The sequence below is a fragment of the Massilia luteola genome, from assembly GCF_034420155.1.
Lineage (GTDB): Bacteria > Pseudomonadota > Gammaproteobacteria > Burkholderiales > Burkholderiaceae_D > Telluria > Telluria luteola.
In genome coordinates this window covers 1-14019 of sequence record NZ_JAXOFN010000019.1, presented here as the reverse complement: position 1 = coordinate 14019, position 14019 = coordinate 1, and the positions used below count along the sequence as shown (strand labels likewise).

The window sequence follows — 14019 nt, the reverse complement described above, 5'->3', positions numbered from 1 at the left end:
GAGTTCATCAGATTTTCGAGTCGATGACAGTGGCGTCTTCTTCGTGCGCGTACTTCTTGCGCTGGCGTTCGCTGCCCTTGAAGAACCCGCGGATGACGACGAAGAACACGGGCACGAAGAACACGCCCAGCGTCGTCGCCGTCAGCATGCCGCCCATCACGCCGGTACCGATCGCGCGCTGCGATGCCGCGCCGGCGCCGCTGGCGACCACCAGCGGCAGCACGCCGAGGATGAACGCGAGCGACGTCATGATGATCGGACGGAAGCGCAGGTGCGCCGCCTGCAGCGCCGCTTCGAACGGCGACTTGCCCTGCGCCTGCAGGTCCTTCGCGAATTCCACGATCAGGATCGCGTTCTTCGCGGCCAGGCCGATGATGGTGATCAGGCCGACCTTGAAGTACACGTCGTTGTTCAGTCCGCGCAGCGATGCCGCCATCAGCGAGCCGAGCACGCCCAGCGGCACGACCAGCAGCACGGCGACCGGGATCGACCAGCTTTCATACAGTGCGGCGAGGGCCAGGAACACGGCCAGCAGCGCGAAGCCGATCAGCACGAACACGGTCGAACCGGCGAGGATCTCCTCGCGCGACTGGCCGGTCCATTCGTACGCGAAGCCGGCCGGCAGCTTGGCGGCCAGCGCCTGCATCTCGTCCAGCGCCTGGCCGGTCGAATAGCCCGGGGCGGCGTCGCCCGTGATGCTCATCGCGGAATAGCCGTTGTAGCGCGTCGTCTGCATCGGACCCGTGATCCACTGCGTCGTCGCGAACGCGGACAGCGGCACCGGCTGGCCCTTCGTGTTCAGGGCGTTGATGTGCAGCAGGTCTTCCGGCTGCATGCGCTGCGGCGCGTCGGCCTGCACGATCACGCGCTGCAGGCGGCCGGCGTTCGGGAAGTCGTTCACGTACGCGGAACCGAGCGACGTCGACAGCGCCGTATTGATGGCACCGAACGTCACGCCCAGGGCCTGCGCCTTGTCGCGGTCGATGTTCAGCTTCAGTTGCGGGGCGTCTTCCAGGCCTTCCGGACGGATGCCCGTCAGCACCTTGCTCTGCATCGCCATGCCCAGCAACTGGTTACGCGCCTGGAGCAGGGCGGCGTGGCCGAGGCCGCCGCGGTCCTGCAGGCGGAACGAGAAGCCCGTGCCGCGGCCCAGTTCCGGGATCGGCGGCGGGCTCACCACGAAGATGAACGAGTCACGCAGGGCCATCATGTGCCCCGTGATGCGGCCCGCGAGGCCTTGCGCATCCTGGCCCTTGCCCTTGCGCTGGTCCCACGGTTTCAGCGGGATGAACGCGAGACCCATGTTCTGGCCCTGGCCGGTGAACGAGAAGCCCGTCACGGCGACCATGTCGGCCACTTCCGGCTGCTTCAGCACATAGTCTTCCATCGCGTGCAGGACGACGTTGGTGCGCTCGGCGGTGGCGCCCGGCGGCAGCTGGATGTTAGCGATGATGTAGCCCTGGTCCTCGTTCGGCAGGAACGAGTTCGGCAGGCGCGCGAACATCAGGCCGACGATGCCGACCAGCAGGACGAACACGACCAGCGCGCGGCCGGTGCGCTTGAGGATCTTGCCGACGAAGCCTTCATAGCGCTTGGCGCCCGTCGTGAACGTGCGGTTGAACCAGCCGAAGAAGCCTTTCTTCTCCATGTGGTGGCCCGCCTCGACGGGCTTCAGCAGGTGCGCGCACAGCGCGGGCGTGAGCGACAGCGCCATGAATGCCGAGAAGCCGATCGACGACACCATCACGATCGAGAACTGGCGGTAGATGTTGCCGACGGCGCCCTGGAAGAACGCCAGCGGCACGAACACGGACATCAGCACGACGGTCACGCCGATGATGGCGCCCGAGATCTGGCCCATCGCCTTGCGCGTCGCCTGGAGCGGCGGCAGGCCTTCCTCGGACATGATGCGCTCGACGTTTTCCACCACCACGATCGCATCGTCGACGACGATACCGATCACGAGCACCATGCCGAACATCGTCAGCACGTTGATCGAGAATCCCATCGCCAGCAGCGTGGCGAAGGAGCCCAGCAGGGCGACCGGCACGACGATCGTCGGGATGATCGTGTAGCGGATGTTCTGCAGGAACACGAACATCACGATGAACACGAGGATCACGGCCTCGATCAGCGTTTCCACCACCTGCTGGATCGAGATCTGGATGAACTTCGTGCTGTCGTAAGGGATCGAGTACTTCATCCCTTTCGGGAAGTACTTCTGCAGCTGCTCCATGCGTTGCTTGATCAGCTTGGCGGTTTCCAGCGCGTTACCAGTCGGCGACAGCTGCACGCCGATACCGGTCGACGGCTTGCCGTTCAGGCGCGTCGACGTGGAGTAGGCCTGGCCGCCGATCTCGATGCGGGCGACGTCCTTGAGGCGCACGGTGGAGCCGTCCGCATTCGCGCGCAGCACGATGTTGCCGAACTGCTCGACGGTGGCCAGCTGGCCCGTGACGACGACGGTCGCCGTGATCTGCTGGCCCTTGGCCACCGGCAGGTCGCCGATCGTGCCGGACGCCACCTGGGCGTTCTGCTGGCGGATCGCCGTGTTGACGTCATCCGGCGACAGGTTGAAGCCGACCAGCTTGGCCGGATCGATCCAGATGCGCATCGCCTTCTCGGTGCCGAACAGCTGGGCCTGGCCGACGCCCTTGATCCGCTGGATCTCGGGCAGCACGTTGCGCGACGCGTAGTCGCCCAGCGCGACGGTGTCCCAGGTCGGGTCGTCGGACGACAGGATCGTGAACAGCAGGAAGTTCGATCGCGCCTTGTCGACGCGCACGCCCTGCTGGGTCACCGCGGCCGGCAGGCGCGGGGTCGCGCGCGCCAGGCGGTTCTGGACGTCGACCTGGGCCAGGTTGGGATTGGTGCCGGTCTCGAAGCTGATCGTGATGGAGCCGGTGCCGTTGGCCTGGCTGGTCGATTCCATGTAGATCATGCCCTCGGCACCGTTCATCTCGCGTTCGATGACGGAGATGACGGAGTCTTCCAGCGTCTGTGCGGAAGCGCCGGGATAGGCGACGCTGACGACGATCGACGGCGGCGCCACGGTTGGATACTGCGCGATCGGCAATTGCTTGATGGCGACGCCGCCAAGCACCATGATGAACAGCGCGATCACCCAGGCGAAAATGGGGCGGTCAATAAAAAAACGTGCCATTGTGGTTCCTGTTATCTAGCCTTGCCTTGCTCACTGGCGGGTGGTGGCCGGGCCGGCGGCGCCGGCGGCCGGCGAACCGGCTTTCGGCGTGCGCGCGGCGGGCGCGGCCGCGGCGGCCTGGGCGCCGGCCGCGTTGGGCTGGGGCGCTGCCGGCGCGCCGGCCGGCGTCCATGCGACCGGCTGTACCGGCGTGCCCGGCGGCAGCATCTGCAGCTTCTGGAAGCCGTCCACCATCACCTTCTCGCCTTCCTTGAGGCCATCCGTGACGACCCAGTCGTCGCCGTTCTGCGAACCGATCTTGACGGTGCGCGGCGTCGGCTTGTTGTCCGCGCCGACCACCAGGACGGTGTCGCCGTTCGGGCCGCCACGGGTGACGGCCTGCTGCGGCAGCAGGATGCCGGACGGCAGCTCGGCCTGGGCAAGGCGCACGCGCACGTACTGGCCCGGCAGCAGGGCGTTGTCCGGGTTCGCGACCTGGGCGCGCAGCGTGACCTGGCCGCTCGTCGGGTCGACGGTGATGTCGGAGAACAGCAGCTTGCCCTTTTGCGCCATCACGGTGCCGTCGTCCAGCACGACGGTCACGGGGACGGTCGAGCCGATGCCCTTGGCGCCGGCATCCTTGCGCAGGCGCTGCAGTTCGGCGGCGGACTGGGTGATGTTCAGGTACACGTTGTCGGTCTGCTGGATCAGCGCCATCTGCGTCGCCTCGGCGGCGGAGACGAGGGCGCCTTCCGTCACGAGCGCGCGGCCGATGCGGCCCGAGATCGGCGCGTAGACGTTCGCGTAGTTGTAATTGATCCTGGCGATGCGGACCTGGGCCTTGGCCGAATTGACGTCCGCTTCGGCCTGCTTCTGGGCAGCGACGGCGTTCGTGAATTCCTGCTTGCTGACGGCCTGGGCTTCGACGAGCGGCTTGTAGCGCTCGACGGTGGCGGCGGTCGACGTCAGGTTCGCCTGGGCGCGGCCGAGCGAGGCCTGGGCGGCGCTCAGCTGGGCCTGGTAAGGCTCGGGATCGATCTGGAACAGCGACTGGCCCTGCTTGACCATGCTGCCCTCGGTGAACAGGCGCTTGAGGACGACGCCGTTGACGCGGGCGCGCACCTCGGCCGTGCGGATCGCCTCGACGCGAGCCGGCAGCTCGGTCTCGAGCGCGACCTGCTGGAACTTGGTGGTGATGACGCCGACCTGGGGTGGCGGCATCTTGGCGCCGGCGGCGCCGGGACCGGCTTCGGGCTTATCCTTGGAGCCGCAGGCCGACAGCATGGCCACGGCGACCAAGGTGCATGCCGCGATCCTGGACAGGGTGAGGGACGAGTGGGCAGAGCGCATTCAATGCTTCCTTCTTGTGGAAAAAAGGACAAAACCGATCCGCGGCGCTGTTTACAGGGGCTCGATCGACCACCGCAGTTCAAAAAATGCAACAGATGGCGGGGCGCTCGACGCTTCCTCTTGCACGGCTTCGGGTTTATCGCTGGCTTTTGGGAAAACCACGAGATACTATCACGAGTGTATGTTTAATGTTTCTTACCTATAAAAACGGAGAGTACAACGGATGGCCCGCAGGACCAAGGAAGAGGCGGCTGCGACCCGTGACGGCATTTTGGATGCTGCTGAAAAATTGTTCGTGGAACAAGGTGTTTCGCGCACGACGTTGCAGCATATCGCAACCGCGGCCGGTGTGACGCGCGGAGCAATTTATTGGCATTTTGACGACAAGGGCGCACTGTTCAACGCGATGATGGAACGCGCGATCCTGCCGCTGGAAGCGGAGATGCAGGTGCTGGACCAGGCCGAGTCGGACGACCCGCTCGTCGACCTGCGCAATCACATGCTGGCCGTGCTGGACCGGACCGTCAATGACCCGAGCGCGCGCCGCGTGTTCGAGATCGCGACGCTGAAGGTGGAATTCGTCGACGAGATGAACGCGGTGCGCCAGCGCCGCAAGGACAATATGGCCAACTGGATGACGCGCGCCGAACGCCGCATCCGCCTGGCCGCCGACAAGGGGCTGCTCGCCCGCCACGTCGACGCGAGCCGCGTGGCGCTGGCGTTGTGGATCATGATCGATGGGTTGATCCGCAACTGGATGTTCGATCCGCAGGATTTCGATTTGCTGGCGCTGGGGCGGTGCGTGATCGATCCGTATCTGGATGGGTTGAGGGCGGGGGGCGTCGCGAAATAGACGTGACTCAAGAGACGGCCTGCTGGCGATCGCGCCGGCAGGATCGATCTCTCGGTCAGCTGCTCGGTCCTTTTGCGATCTTAATTAACTGTTGCCGGCGAGCTCCCGAGCAACTTGCATCCACATTCCGTTGTGCATCCTTCCACCGCAACAGGGACGCCATTCACGGTCAATGTATCGTGTGCCGAGATGATCTTGTTGACCCCGTGCGGGTTACCCCCTGGATATGATTGTGGGCAGTCGACCTTGTCGCCAAGCCTGGCAATCGCGCGTCCGTGGATATCATGTGTAGGTGAACCGCTGATGACGGTTCCACCGTGGTCGGTTTTGTCGCCAACCGTGATTATTCTTAAAGACATTTGCCCTCCTCAGGATTGGTGAATTCAAAACAGGCGTCGCTAGCCAACAGTAATCGATTAAAGCAACCGGAGTTCCTGCAGCGACACCACTTCATCCACTGATGAAATTAGATCGTGCGCTCATGAATTTGGTGCTATGTCGAGGATTTGGGCGGTCGCGATGATATATCGACATAAACCGTCTTATTTGTTTTTATTTTTATTTTAGTTGGGTAGAAGTAAAATACAAGCCATCCTTTCGTGGCTAATCCAAGAAACATCATGTTTAATGGTATTGCGAAAATTGCTAAAAAATATGAATGAAAGGCACTCCAACGAATTTTGATACTGGTGTTGCAAAAGGGATTAAAGAAAATGCGACTAAACTGGTTAGGATGAAATATTTTGAGTGCGGAAATTGTTCAAATTTAAGCGACTTTTCTATGACCTTTTTATCTGCTTGCTGCGAGTAATAAACGGCAGATGAGTCTTCTGTGTAGATATGGTTAAATAACGATTTGTCGCAATATATGAAATCATAAATATTTACAAATCGCAGGCACCACCGTATTATTAGCATGAACTCCAGAAAGACAAAGATTAGACGGAAAAATATTGGCAGTGAGCTGTATTGCGCAATACATAAGACGGGATAAATGCCGAGTATCGAGGCGCTACTCAGGGAAAGCATGCTTGCGCCGAAATATTTGGCTTCCCAATTCCAATGAAATATATATGGAATTGGTAATGCGATAATCGCGGCAGAGGAAATTCCAAGACCGAACAGCCCGAGGTAGTTGCCGTGGAGTGGCTGTTCTGACGCGGCTCCGATAGCCAAAGCCCAAGCTCCATATCCCATAATTAGTGGAATAATAAGAGAGAGTGTAAAGATAAACCTTGTGCTTTTTGCTGAGCTATTAATGGAGTCAAGATTTCTCAAAATACGATCTCCTGGTAGTCGTTTGTCATTTTGTACATTAAATAGTTCCAGTTTTGATGGATCCTCTCAAGGGTGGAATTGCTGGATTCTCTCATCCAATGTGCGATAACAGAAGCCGTGCCGTCTGTATTTAAGGGCACCTCGAATAACCCGATTTTCGGCATGAGCAAGGCAATCTCAGGCTTGATTCGGCGTCGCCATGCCGGCGCATCGTCGGGATGTCGATAGCTATGTGAACTTGGATGAGGTCAGTTTGGCAGCCGCAGGCTGCCAAACTGCTGGTTCAGAACGGTGCTACGCCGTGTTCCTTCAAAAAGACGAGGCGCTTGAGGTTATAACTGGCGGCCTTCAGTTGCAGGACGAATGTGGTGCGTACGATCCCCAGACAACGTACCAGTTTGCCGCCCATTTGGGCCAAGGCGCCAAACACATGCTCGACACGAGCACGCGGCGTAGCGATACCGCGGTTACGCTGTTTCTGTGTCTCGGAAATGCCTTTGGTCGCGTGGCCTCGTCGCTGGATGTGCACGCGCCAGCCGGCTTGCTTCAACCTCGTTTCCCTTTCAATGCTGGGGTAGCCGCGATCGGCATAGATGTCGCGGCTGGTATTGCTCGGATCCAGCAATTCTTCGAAGACGTTGGTATCGGCCACGGCAGCATGCGTGATGGCGATCTTGCGGATCAGCTTGCAGCGCTTGTCGACGCTGGCGTGCAGCTTGTAGCCGAAGTGGTCCTTGCCGTGCTTTTTGGTCCACTTCGCGTCGACATCTTTTTGCGCGCGCTTGTGCGGTTTCCAACCCAGCGGCATCGTGCCTTCCTTGACCGCCCCGGCCTCCTCTCGCTTGTTGCGCTGGATCGGCGCTTGCACCAGCGAGGCGTCGACGATTTGCCCGCGGCGCGCCAAATAACCTTGCGACAGCAGTTGTTGCTGGACTTGCTCGAATACCTGATTGCCCACGCCGGCCTGGGCCAGTCGGTCACGGAACAGCCAGATCGTCTTGGCGTCGGGGATGCTGCTGCTCTCGGTCAGGTCGAGAAAACGCAGGAAACTGCGGCGGTCCAGCAATTGGTACTCCAGGGCGTCGTCGGCCAGGTTGTACAACTGTTGCAGCACCAAGATCTTGATCATCAGCACTGTCGGGTAAGGCGGACGACCACCCTTGGCACGAGAAGGCCTCGGCGCGGCTGCATCAATGCGAGCACCCAGTGCGTCGAAATCGACGTGTTCGGCCAGGCCTACCAAAGGATCGCCTATTTTTGCTCGCCGGTCTTCGCGCTCCTGCTCGGCAAAAAGGCTGATCCGGGGTTTCATCATGACGACTCTCGCTGGCTGGTTCGATGTCAAGATTTTACCCAGCCGTCGTCAGGTCAGCCGAGGTTTTTCGAGGTGCCCTTAACTCACAATGATGTTATCAACCGCGCGCCGCATTCCGTCACGTCCCCGTCATACGCATACGGCTTACCTTCGTGCCGTGCGCCTGCTCCGTCAGGTTTGATCGCAAAGTTACCCTTGCACTTGGGACAGTGCGTCATGTCATCTTGAAGTGTTGCGACGCTGCCCATCACGGTTGTGTCAGAGGATGCACTGATGACCTGGCCACCGTGATCGGTTTTATCGTTGAGGCGAATTACCCCGCGTCCGTTGTGTATCACGTCGTTTCCCCTCAGTGCATTCATGAGACGTAACTGGAACCATAATGGGCCGCCCAGTCAGGGCAGTAACGCGAAAACTTTATTAGTTATCAGCGCCCGACCAATCTGGTCGGTTCTCTAACGGAACCTTGGCCTCATCGAAACTCGAAAGTCCGCGCATGGTCCTGGTGTCATAAAGGGTTTCGCGTCCTGCAAAATGCCTTGAGCCGCAGTCAATAGCAATTTGATTCCCATTCATCCAAAACCAATAATCTCGAATAAACGGTGTGCATTTAAGTGAGTTGATTTTTCCGTCGCGATAGAGCGTTAACTCTTCAGAGCCCGCGCCATCATCTCCTTCTGCCATCCAAGTATTCATGACTAACCAAGCCACGGTTTTTCTGTCAGGAGCTAGCTTTGGCGGGCCGGCATTTCCTTTGTTTGTTATTTGCTTGTCGATCCCATGGTCGTTTATGATATGTATGTTCCGGTTGCTATCAAGATAAACCTTCTTTAAGGTTTCCGGATAAGCGCTCGTCATGAGGATGCTGGCAGCCAAAAACACGATAAATCGACGCGCAAGATTCATCAGGTAACTCCCAAGTACTTAACTGCTCGCTGCGTATGGTTGATTCCGCTTTTTAACCAAGCCTTCACTACTGAGTCTCCTGATCCGAGGAAGTTATCGATGTGATATGAATGTGTGCCGCCTCCAGAATCATCGGCTACTCTTTCCCCTAGTCCTTCTATGCTGACTCTGGATTTTTTCGAGATTATTGATTTATCAGCCGCTATCGAATGATTTTTCTCGACTATTCCATATTTTCCGTAAAATTTGTCAGTGTACGAAGATTTTGCAGCAGACGGATTGCTTAACCGGTCAGGATTGTCTTTGCTGTTTTTATGCCAGCTTGCCGGTTTGTTGTCGAGACGTATATATCTGCCCTCGCTTATTTTTCCTGTTCCTTGCATGGCCACCCCTACCGCTCCGTAAAGGAAATCGTCCCTGTGCTTCTCATCTAGCCCTGTCTCTCTAGTTCACCAGAAAAATTATCCTCTTCACAAACATGGTAGCCAGTGATGAGAAATGAAGATTCGTACCAAGCTTCATGTAATTTTATTTTTAAGCTAGGCATTGTAATTCCCGCGGTCTGCACGGTCAGTTCGAGTTTGCCAGGTTCGCGGGTGATGAGGGTGAACGTCATCTCTCCTTGAGCATTTGTTTTTCCGTTTGACTCTATCCGGTCACAAGGAGGGTCGGATTTGAGGGAGGAGCTGCACCTTGGAACGGAGGCGCCATCTCTATGTTGAGTTACTCTGGCTCTCAATTGTTCTAGCTCGCACTAAAAATGGGGACCATCGGCTTATGGTGATAGTATCGATTATCCGGCGATATGAAGTATGCGTAATTAGGCGCTTTTGGATTAAAATGGCTAGCGGAGCAGCAATAGGAGAATTGATGCGTGCCGGGTCTTTTTCAACGAACGAAGGAGATCACAAGTCATTTTGAGGTGAAATGATCTTTTGCTGGCACTAAACTGACGTGGAATCGCCGGCCACGGACGACTAGATTTCGTTCTTGGCTGGCCTCGTCTTCGAAGAGGCGATAGCTAAATGAACCGTCGTTATTAGGAACTAAACCATTTCCAGCGTCGTCCAAGTCATCACCATGGTCGATGAACATAGAGATGCTCTTTAGGCAACTCTGCAATAGCAGCTGATCACGGAGTTCGATTTTTGCGCGGGAAATCTCGATCAGTAGTAGATATTCCTCATACCCTGCGCCACAATAACCTCGCCCCATAGAATTTGGCCGCGACGGCTCGCGGCTAAGCACAATAAATAGTGGGCCATTCTGGTCGCTGTTATCGGAAATCATGCGAGCATCGTATGCTCGCATCAAGTGATTGGAAGTCGCATTGGAAACCTGATAATTTAAGTTTTTCCCGGTTTCTTTGGCGACTAAGCGGTGATTCTGAATTTTCAAGGAAACTCGACTGTCGTGCGAGGACAACAGCAAAACCTCGTCGTTAGCGTTCGTTTGGATAGCGATGAAAATGTTAATGAGAATAAAAGAAAATCTAATTTTGCTTGACATGGTCCGCATAGACTACCCCTGAGTAACGCCACAAATTTTTTTTGGTCGGTGGTTTGGTGTATTCGTCCTTATCACGTTTATGCAACTCTTGTTCCGATTTTCCTTTGTTTTCCTCCTTTGTCATATCCCATCCGATATTTGCCGTTTCATTATCTGAGAGAATTGCTGGGTTTCGAATCCATTTTTTGTTTTCTTTATCCCATTCGTGATAATGTCCCGAGTTCCAGCGACACCACGTTTCTAGCTGTAATTGCTCCTCGGTAAAAGTACGTTTTTCGCCTCCTTTTAGGTAAATTTCTGCTTCTTTTCTTTTTGTGCGATAAAGCGCGACACCGGCGCGAATATTTGCTTTCCAATCCCAGGCCTCATTATATTTTGGTTTCGGGTCGGTTAATTGTGTTAGGCCGTACCCGCCATCAAAGGCGACAATGGGTTCGTGGTCCGCATTGATAAATTGTTTAAGTTTGCTTTCTTGAGCAACAAGGCGGTCGAATCCTGGTATGTTATCAAAGGTTGCAATATACTCTCGGATCTTGTCTTCGGTTGGATTTGTTCCTAGAATTTGAACTGATCTTCGTAAGGTCGTGGTGCCAGATTTTACGACTACGATTAAGGTGCCACCTAAGCATAGGCCATTTAGATCGGCCGTCCATGAAGTGGTGCCTTCAAATTCTTTCCCTGTTTGGCTCCAGTTTTTGATAGTGCGTCCTCGTTTTTTTGATTCACGAAGGCCGCTAGTGGCCGCCGCCCACTTAATTTCCCATTTCCAAATACATTTCCGACTCTCGTCTACTTCTGGTTGGAAGAAAATTCGTGGAAACACTCCGTTTTCGTCGATATAAAATTTCTCGCCTTCGGCTGGGCTTTTCCACGATCCACTGCTATTTTTCACAACCACTTTAACTAGTGAGCCCTTGGTCTCGTTCGCCTTGGCGCCCGCGGCGACTTGCTTGAATTCGTTGTCGCTCATAAACGATGACTCCTGATCTAGAGAATTTCAACAGATAGCTCTTGCGGAGACGAGGTGTAAATCCGATCGGTTAGTCCTTGTGCATTCGTTACGCCTTCCCAGCATTGCCCATCCGCCGCGTGGATTCGATACTGGCGATGTGCCAGTGGCGTTTCTCCGTCCTCAGCAACAAAGTGAAAACGCTCATCAAATTTCCCGCGTTCCGGTATCGGTATGAAATTATTAGTGCTTTTCGTGTAGTTGGGATGAGGACGATTTTGAGGGTCAAGTGTTTCTAAGTTTCCGTGAATGAGCACAGGCGTGGAGGTGTAGATCTGCACCCGGTCGCTGACTTCTACCATGCTCCCGGCGCCGTGCAGTCGCACCCCTTTTTTGCCCTTCAAGTCCACCCAGTCGGATTGGCTGATCAGTGTGAGCACCTTACGCGCAATGACGTCGACGTCGTCGTCCTGGGCATGAACCGTCACTTTGCCGGCCGCCGCGATTAACTTCATGCCGGCCGTTTGAATGAATAGCCGAAAGGTTTGCTTGATGCTAGCGAATAAGCTATCCCCGGTCGCGATTGATAAACTGCGGCCAGTTGTTAGCGACGTGTGTTCGCTGCTCGCGATGTGAGTCGACTTCGCGGTGGTGCTTTCGATGCCGGCTGGACTGGCCAACACGAGGTGAGGCTCCGTCAATTCGGGAAATTTATCGCCGCTTCCTCGAATGGAGTCGTTCTGTGCCTCTAAAGCATCGGCCACATCGTGCTGCTGCCCGCTTTCTTGGGCTTCGCACTTCAGTGCAGCGACGGCGAGAGCGGCATGCAACTCATGTGCAGTTTCGAGTCGTTGGATGGTTTCGCCCATATCTTTCATGGATGATTGTGCGCGCTGGCGACTCTCGGTCGTGACCAGCAAGCCCGCAGCCGCGCGCGCCACCCCATGTCCGTCCGTGCGTAGCTCAAAGCCTTCGCCACGCGCATCCTTGCGTCCGTTTGTATCTTCGATGCGGGTAATATGGCCCAGCGACAGCTGACTACACTGATGATCGCTTTTCAACTGCGCCTGGATCTTCCCGGCAGTATCGTCAAGGATCAGGTGATTGCCACGCCTGCCACTGGCGCCTCCCTGCAATTCCCGACTCCGCAGCCCGGACAAGGCCTGCTGTTCCGGCAACTTCCATGGCGGCATGTGCGTGTAGTTGTAAAGCGCTCCGAGAATGACAGGATGGTCGATGTTCCCGTCGAGATAAACCACCGCCACTTCCTCGCCGACCCGCGGTAGGCGAATATTTCCGAACCGACTGCCCGCGCCGGGCGACATGATGCGAAGCCAAGGAGAACTGTTCTCGTCGTAATTGCCCAGCCTATCCCAGTGGAACTGGACCCTGACGCGCCCGTAGCCATCGGTGTGGATCTCGGCCCCGTCAGGTCCGACGACGATGGCTGTCTGGATGCCGGGATAGGTGCAGGGCTGGCTGTTGTAGTTGCGGCCCGGGCGCCACTGAATATCTTTGCGCACGCAGCGGAACGTGTTCTCGTAGTTCGACGGCGCGCCCGGTCCGGCCTGGTAGTTGTTGCTGGCCTCGTGGTCGACGGACAGGATCAGGTAGTCCCGGTCGGCGATGCTGGGGTGCGGCGCCTCGTCCCACCTGGCGGCCTGCAGCTCGGCGCTGAAGTGGCCGCCGAGCTTGAAGAACCGGCCCGGCTGGGCGGTCCGATCGTTGCCGCGCGCTTCGAAATATTGGGTGTTCGCGTCGCGCTCGCCCATGCGCCGGTAGGCGAGCTTTTCGCCGTCGTCGTGGGTGCGAAAACCGTACGACCCAGTGTTTTCGTAGACCTCGTATGGATAGACGTCGCCCTGGTTGTTGAGGGATTCGGCGGTCGAACGCTGCACAATCGGGTTCTTGTAGTCGAAGCTGGCCAGGGTCGTCTGGCCGGAACCGATGCGGCGCACGGGGCTCCATTCGCGGATGCCATCGTCTTCGAGCGAGCCGGCCTTGTCGCGGAACGGAATTGCGGCGGAATCGTCGCTCCCGGTCGGATCGATCGGTTGCACGAGCGTGCTTCTATCGGTGAGCCAGAGCGTGTGTCCATCGGCCCGGTGCTCGTACCAATACATCAGCCCAAGTGCCTCCCAGCGGCGATGCAAATGGTTGTAGTCGGTCTCGTCGTACTGGTTCGCACAGGTCAGCCGCGGATCGTCGTCGATGATGTGCGTCCGCCAGTCGGCCTGGCGGTAATGGGCGAAGGTAAGTTCGGTCAGTTCGATGACGCTCTTGCCGTGGAACGATACGTTGTCCTTGCGCAGCCTGGTGAATGCCAGCCACGGTTCCAGCACCATGCGGTAGAACGCGAAACCGCCGTCGGCGCGCACGAAGCGGAATTCGGTGACGTAGCCGTTGAAGTAACGCAGAGAGCCGTCTTCGCGCACGACGGAAATCGTCACCATCCTGGCCATCATCGCCTTCAGGGGAATTCGGGCGTCGTCCGACAGGAGTTCGGCTTCGACGCGAAAGCAGCGTGAGACTTCTTCGCGCGCGGTCATCCGGTTCGGCAGAAGGATCGCTTCCGGTCCATCATCGAGGGGGAAGTCCAGGCGCATCAGGCGGTCGTGCTGGGCATTGTGACTGAACGCCGACAGCGCAGCGCCCGCCGCGATCGCTTGGTTTCCATCCATGTGTTGCCTCCGAGCGTTTTTAGGTATCTGATTTCC

The 14019-nt window shown here is 57.3% G+C and carries 13 protein-coding genes; 1 reads left to right on the top strand and 12 read right to left on the bottom strand.

Going from position 1 to position 14019, the window contains the following annotated elements:
- Positions 1 to 7: 7 nt before the first annotated feature.
- Complete coding sequence (locus tag U9J41_RS18730) at positions 8 to 3163, bottom strand: efflux RND transporter permease subunit (protein ID WP_322403681.1); 3156 nt, start codon at positions 3161 to 3163, stop codon at positions 8 to 10.
- A gap of 30 nt (positions 3164 to 3193) precedes the next feature.
- Positions 3194 to 4492 carry an efflux RND transporter periplasmic adaptor subunit gene (locus U9J41_RS18725; protein WP_322403680.1) on the bottom strand — a complete coding sequence of 433 codons (1299 nt, stop codon included), beginning with the start codon at positions 4490 to 4492 and terminating at the stop codon, positions 3194 to 3196.
- Between the two features lie 223 nt (positions 4493 to 4715).
- On the opposite strand from U9J41_RS18725, the gene U9J41_RS18720 reads away from it, so the two are divergent.
- Positions 4716 to 5345: a TetR family transcriptional regulator gene (locus U9J41_RS18720; protein WP_322403679.1), complete on the top strand. Its 630-nt coding sequence runs from the start codon at positions 4716 to 4718 to the stop codon at positions 5343 to 5345.
- 80 nt (positions 5346 to 5425) lie between these two features.
- Here U9J41_RS18720 and U9J41_RS18715 read toward each other — a convergent pair whose 3' ends face one another.
- The 10 genes from U9J41_RS18715 to U9J41_RS18670 all read right to left on the bottom strand — a co-directional run bounded on the left by U9J41_RS18715 (position 5426) and on the right by U9J41_RS18670 (position 13983).
- A complete protein-coding gene (locus tag U9J41_RS18715; protein ID WP_322403678.1) occupies positions 5426 to 5704 on the bottom strand; it encodes a PAAR domain-containing protein in 279 nt (92 codons plus the stop codon).
- 286 nt (positions 5705 to 5990) lie between these two features.
- The gene (locus tag U9J41_RS18710; protein ID WP_322403677.1) at positions 5991 to 6623 is read right to left on the bottom strand and encodes a hypothetical protein; all 633 of its coding nucleotides are present in this window, start codon (positions 6621 to 6623) and stop codon (positions 5991 to 5993) included.
- A 283-nt stretch (positions 6624 to 6906) separates the two neighbouring features.
- A complete protein-coding gene (locus U9J41_RS18705; protein WP_322403788.1) occupies positions 6907 to 7935 on the bottom strand; it encodes an IS5 family transposase in 1029 nt (342 codons plus the stop codon).
- An 86-nt stretch (positions 7936 to 8021) separates the two neighbouring features.
- The gene (locus U9J41_RS18700; protein ID WP_425260706.1) at positions 8022 to 8300 is read right to left on the bottom strand and encodes a PAAR domain-containing protein; all 279 of its coding nucleotides are present in this window, start codon (positions 8298 to 8300) and stop codon (positions 8022 to 8024) included.
- A gap of 58 nt (positions 8301 to 8358) precedes the next feature.
- Entirely contained in the window at positions 8359 to 8844 is a 486-nt protein-coding gene (locus tag U9J41_RS18695) for a hypothetical protein (RefSeq protein ID WP_322403676.1), read from the bottom strand.
- Entirely contained in the window at positions 8844 to 9227 is a 384-nt protein-coding gene (locus tag U9J41_RS18690) for a 3D domain-containing protein (protein WP_322403675.1), read from the bottom strand. The genes U9J41_RS18695 and U9J41_RS18690 overlap by 1 nt, the downstream gene beginning before the upstream one ends.
- A gap of 47 nt (positions 9228 to 9274) precedes the next feature.
- Positions 9275 to 9460, bottom strand: a complete 186-nt coding sequence (locus U9J41_RS18685; protein ID WP_322403674.1) for a hypothetical protein — start codon at positions 9458 to 9460, stop codon at positions 9275 to 9277.
- A 296-nt stretch (positions 9461 to 9756) separates the two neighbouring features.
- Entirely contained in the window at positions 9757 to 10242 is a 486-nt protein-coding gene (locus tag U9J41_RS18680; protein ID WP_322403673.1) for a hypothetical protein, read from the bottom strand.
- A gap of 94 nt (positions 10243 to 10336) precedes the next feature.
- Positions 10337 to 11323 carry a hypothetical protein gene (locus U9J41_RS18675; protein ID WP_322403672.1) on the bottom strand — a complete coding sequence of 329 codons (987 nt, stop codon included), beginning with the start codon at positions 11321 to 11323 and terminating at the stop codon, positions 10337 to 10339.
- Positions 11324 to 11340: 17 nt separating this feature from the next.
- The gene (locus U9J41_RS18670; protein ID WP_322403671.1) at positions 11341 to 13983 is read right to left on the bottom strand and encodes a type VI secretion system Vgr family protein; all 2643 of its coding nucleotides are present in this window, start codon (positions 13981 to 13983) and stop codon (positions 11341 to 11343) included.
- Positions 13984 to 14019 lie beyond the last annotated feature (36 nt).

What these genes read in the sequence shown, in the direction of transcription:
- U9J41_RS18720 (WP_322403679.1), top strand. Translation starts at nt 4,716, where the DNA reads ATGGCCCGCAGGACCAAGGAAGAGGCGGCTGCGACCCGTGACGGCATT.
- U9J41_RS18705 (WP_322403788.1), bottom strand. Translation starts at nt 7,935, where the DNA reads ATGAAACCCCGGATCAGCCTTTTTGCCGAGCAGGAGCGCGAAGACCGG.
- U9J41_RS18695 (WP_322403676.1), bottom strand. Translation starts at nt 8,844, where the DNA reads ATGAATCTTGCGCGTCGATTTATCGTGTTTTTGGCTGCCAGCATCCTC.
- U9J41_RS18670 (WP_322403671.1), bottom strand. Translation starts at nt 13,983, where the DNA reads ATGGATGGAAACCAAGCGATCGCGGCGGGCGCTGCGCTGTCGGCGTTC.
- U9J41_RS18725 (WP_322403680.1), bottom strand. Translation starts at nt 4,492, where the DNA reads ATGCGCTCTGCCCACTCGTCCCTCACCCTGTCCAGGATCGCGGCATGC.
- U9J41_RS18730 (WP_322403681.1), bottom strand. Translation starts at nt 3,163, where the DNA reads ATGGCACGTTTTTTTATTGACCGCCCCATTTTCGCCTGGGTGATCGCG.
- U9J41_RS18690 (WP_322403675.1), bottom strand. Translation starts at nt 9,227, where the DNA reads ATGCAAGGAACAGGAAAAATAAGCGAGGGCAGATATATACGTCTCGAC.
- U9J41_RS18715 (WP_322403678.1), bottom strand. Translation starts at nt 5,704, where the DNA reads ATGTCTTTAAGAATAATCACGGTTGGCGACAAAACCGACCACGGTGGA.
- U9J41_RS18685 (WP_322403674.1), bottom strand. Translation starts at nt 9,460, where the DNA reads ATGACGTTCACCCTCATCACCCGCGAACCTGGCAAACTCGAACTGACC.
- U9J41_RS18700 (WP_425260706.1), bottom strand. Translation starts at nt 8,300, where the DNA reads ATGAATGCACTGAGGGGAAACGACGTGATACACAACGGACGCGGGGTA.
- U9J41_RS18675 (WP_322403672.1), bottom strand. Translation starts at nt 11,323, where the DNA reads ATGAGCGACAACGAATTCAAGCAAGTCGCCGCGGGCGCCAAGGCGAAC.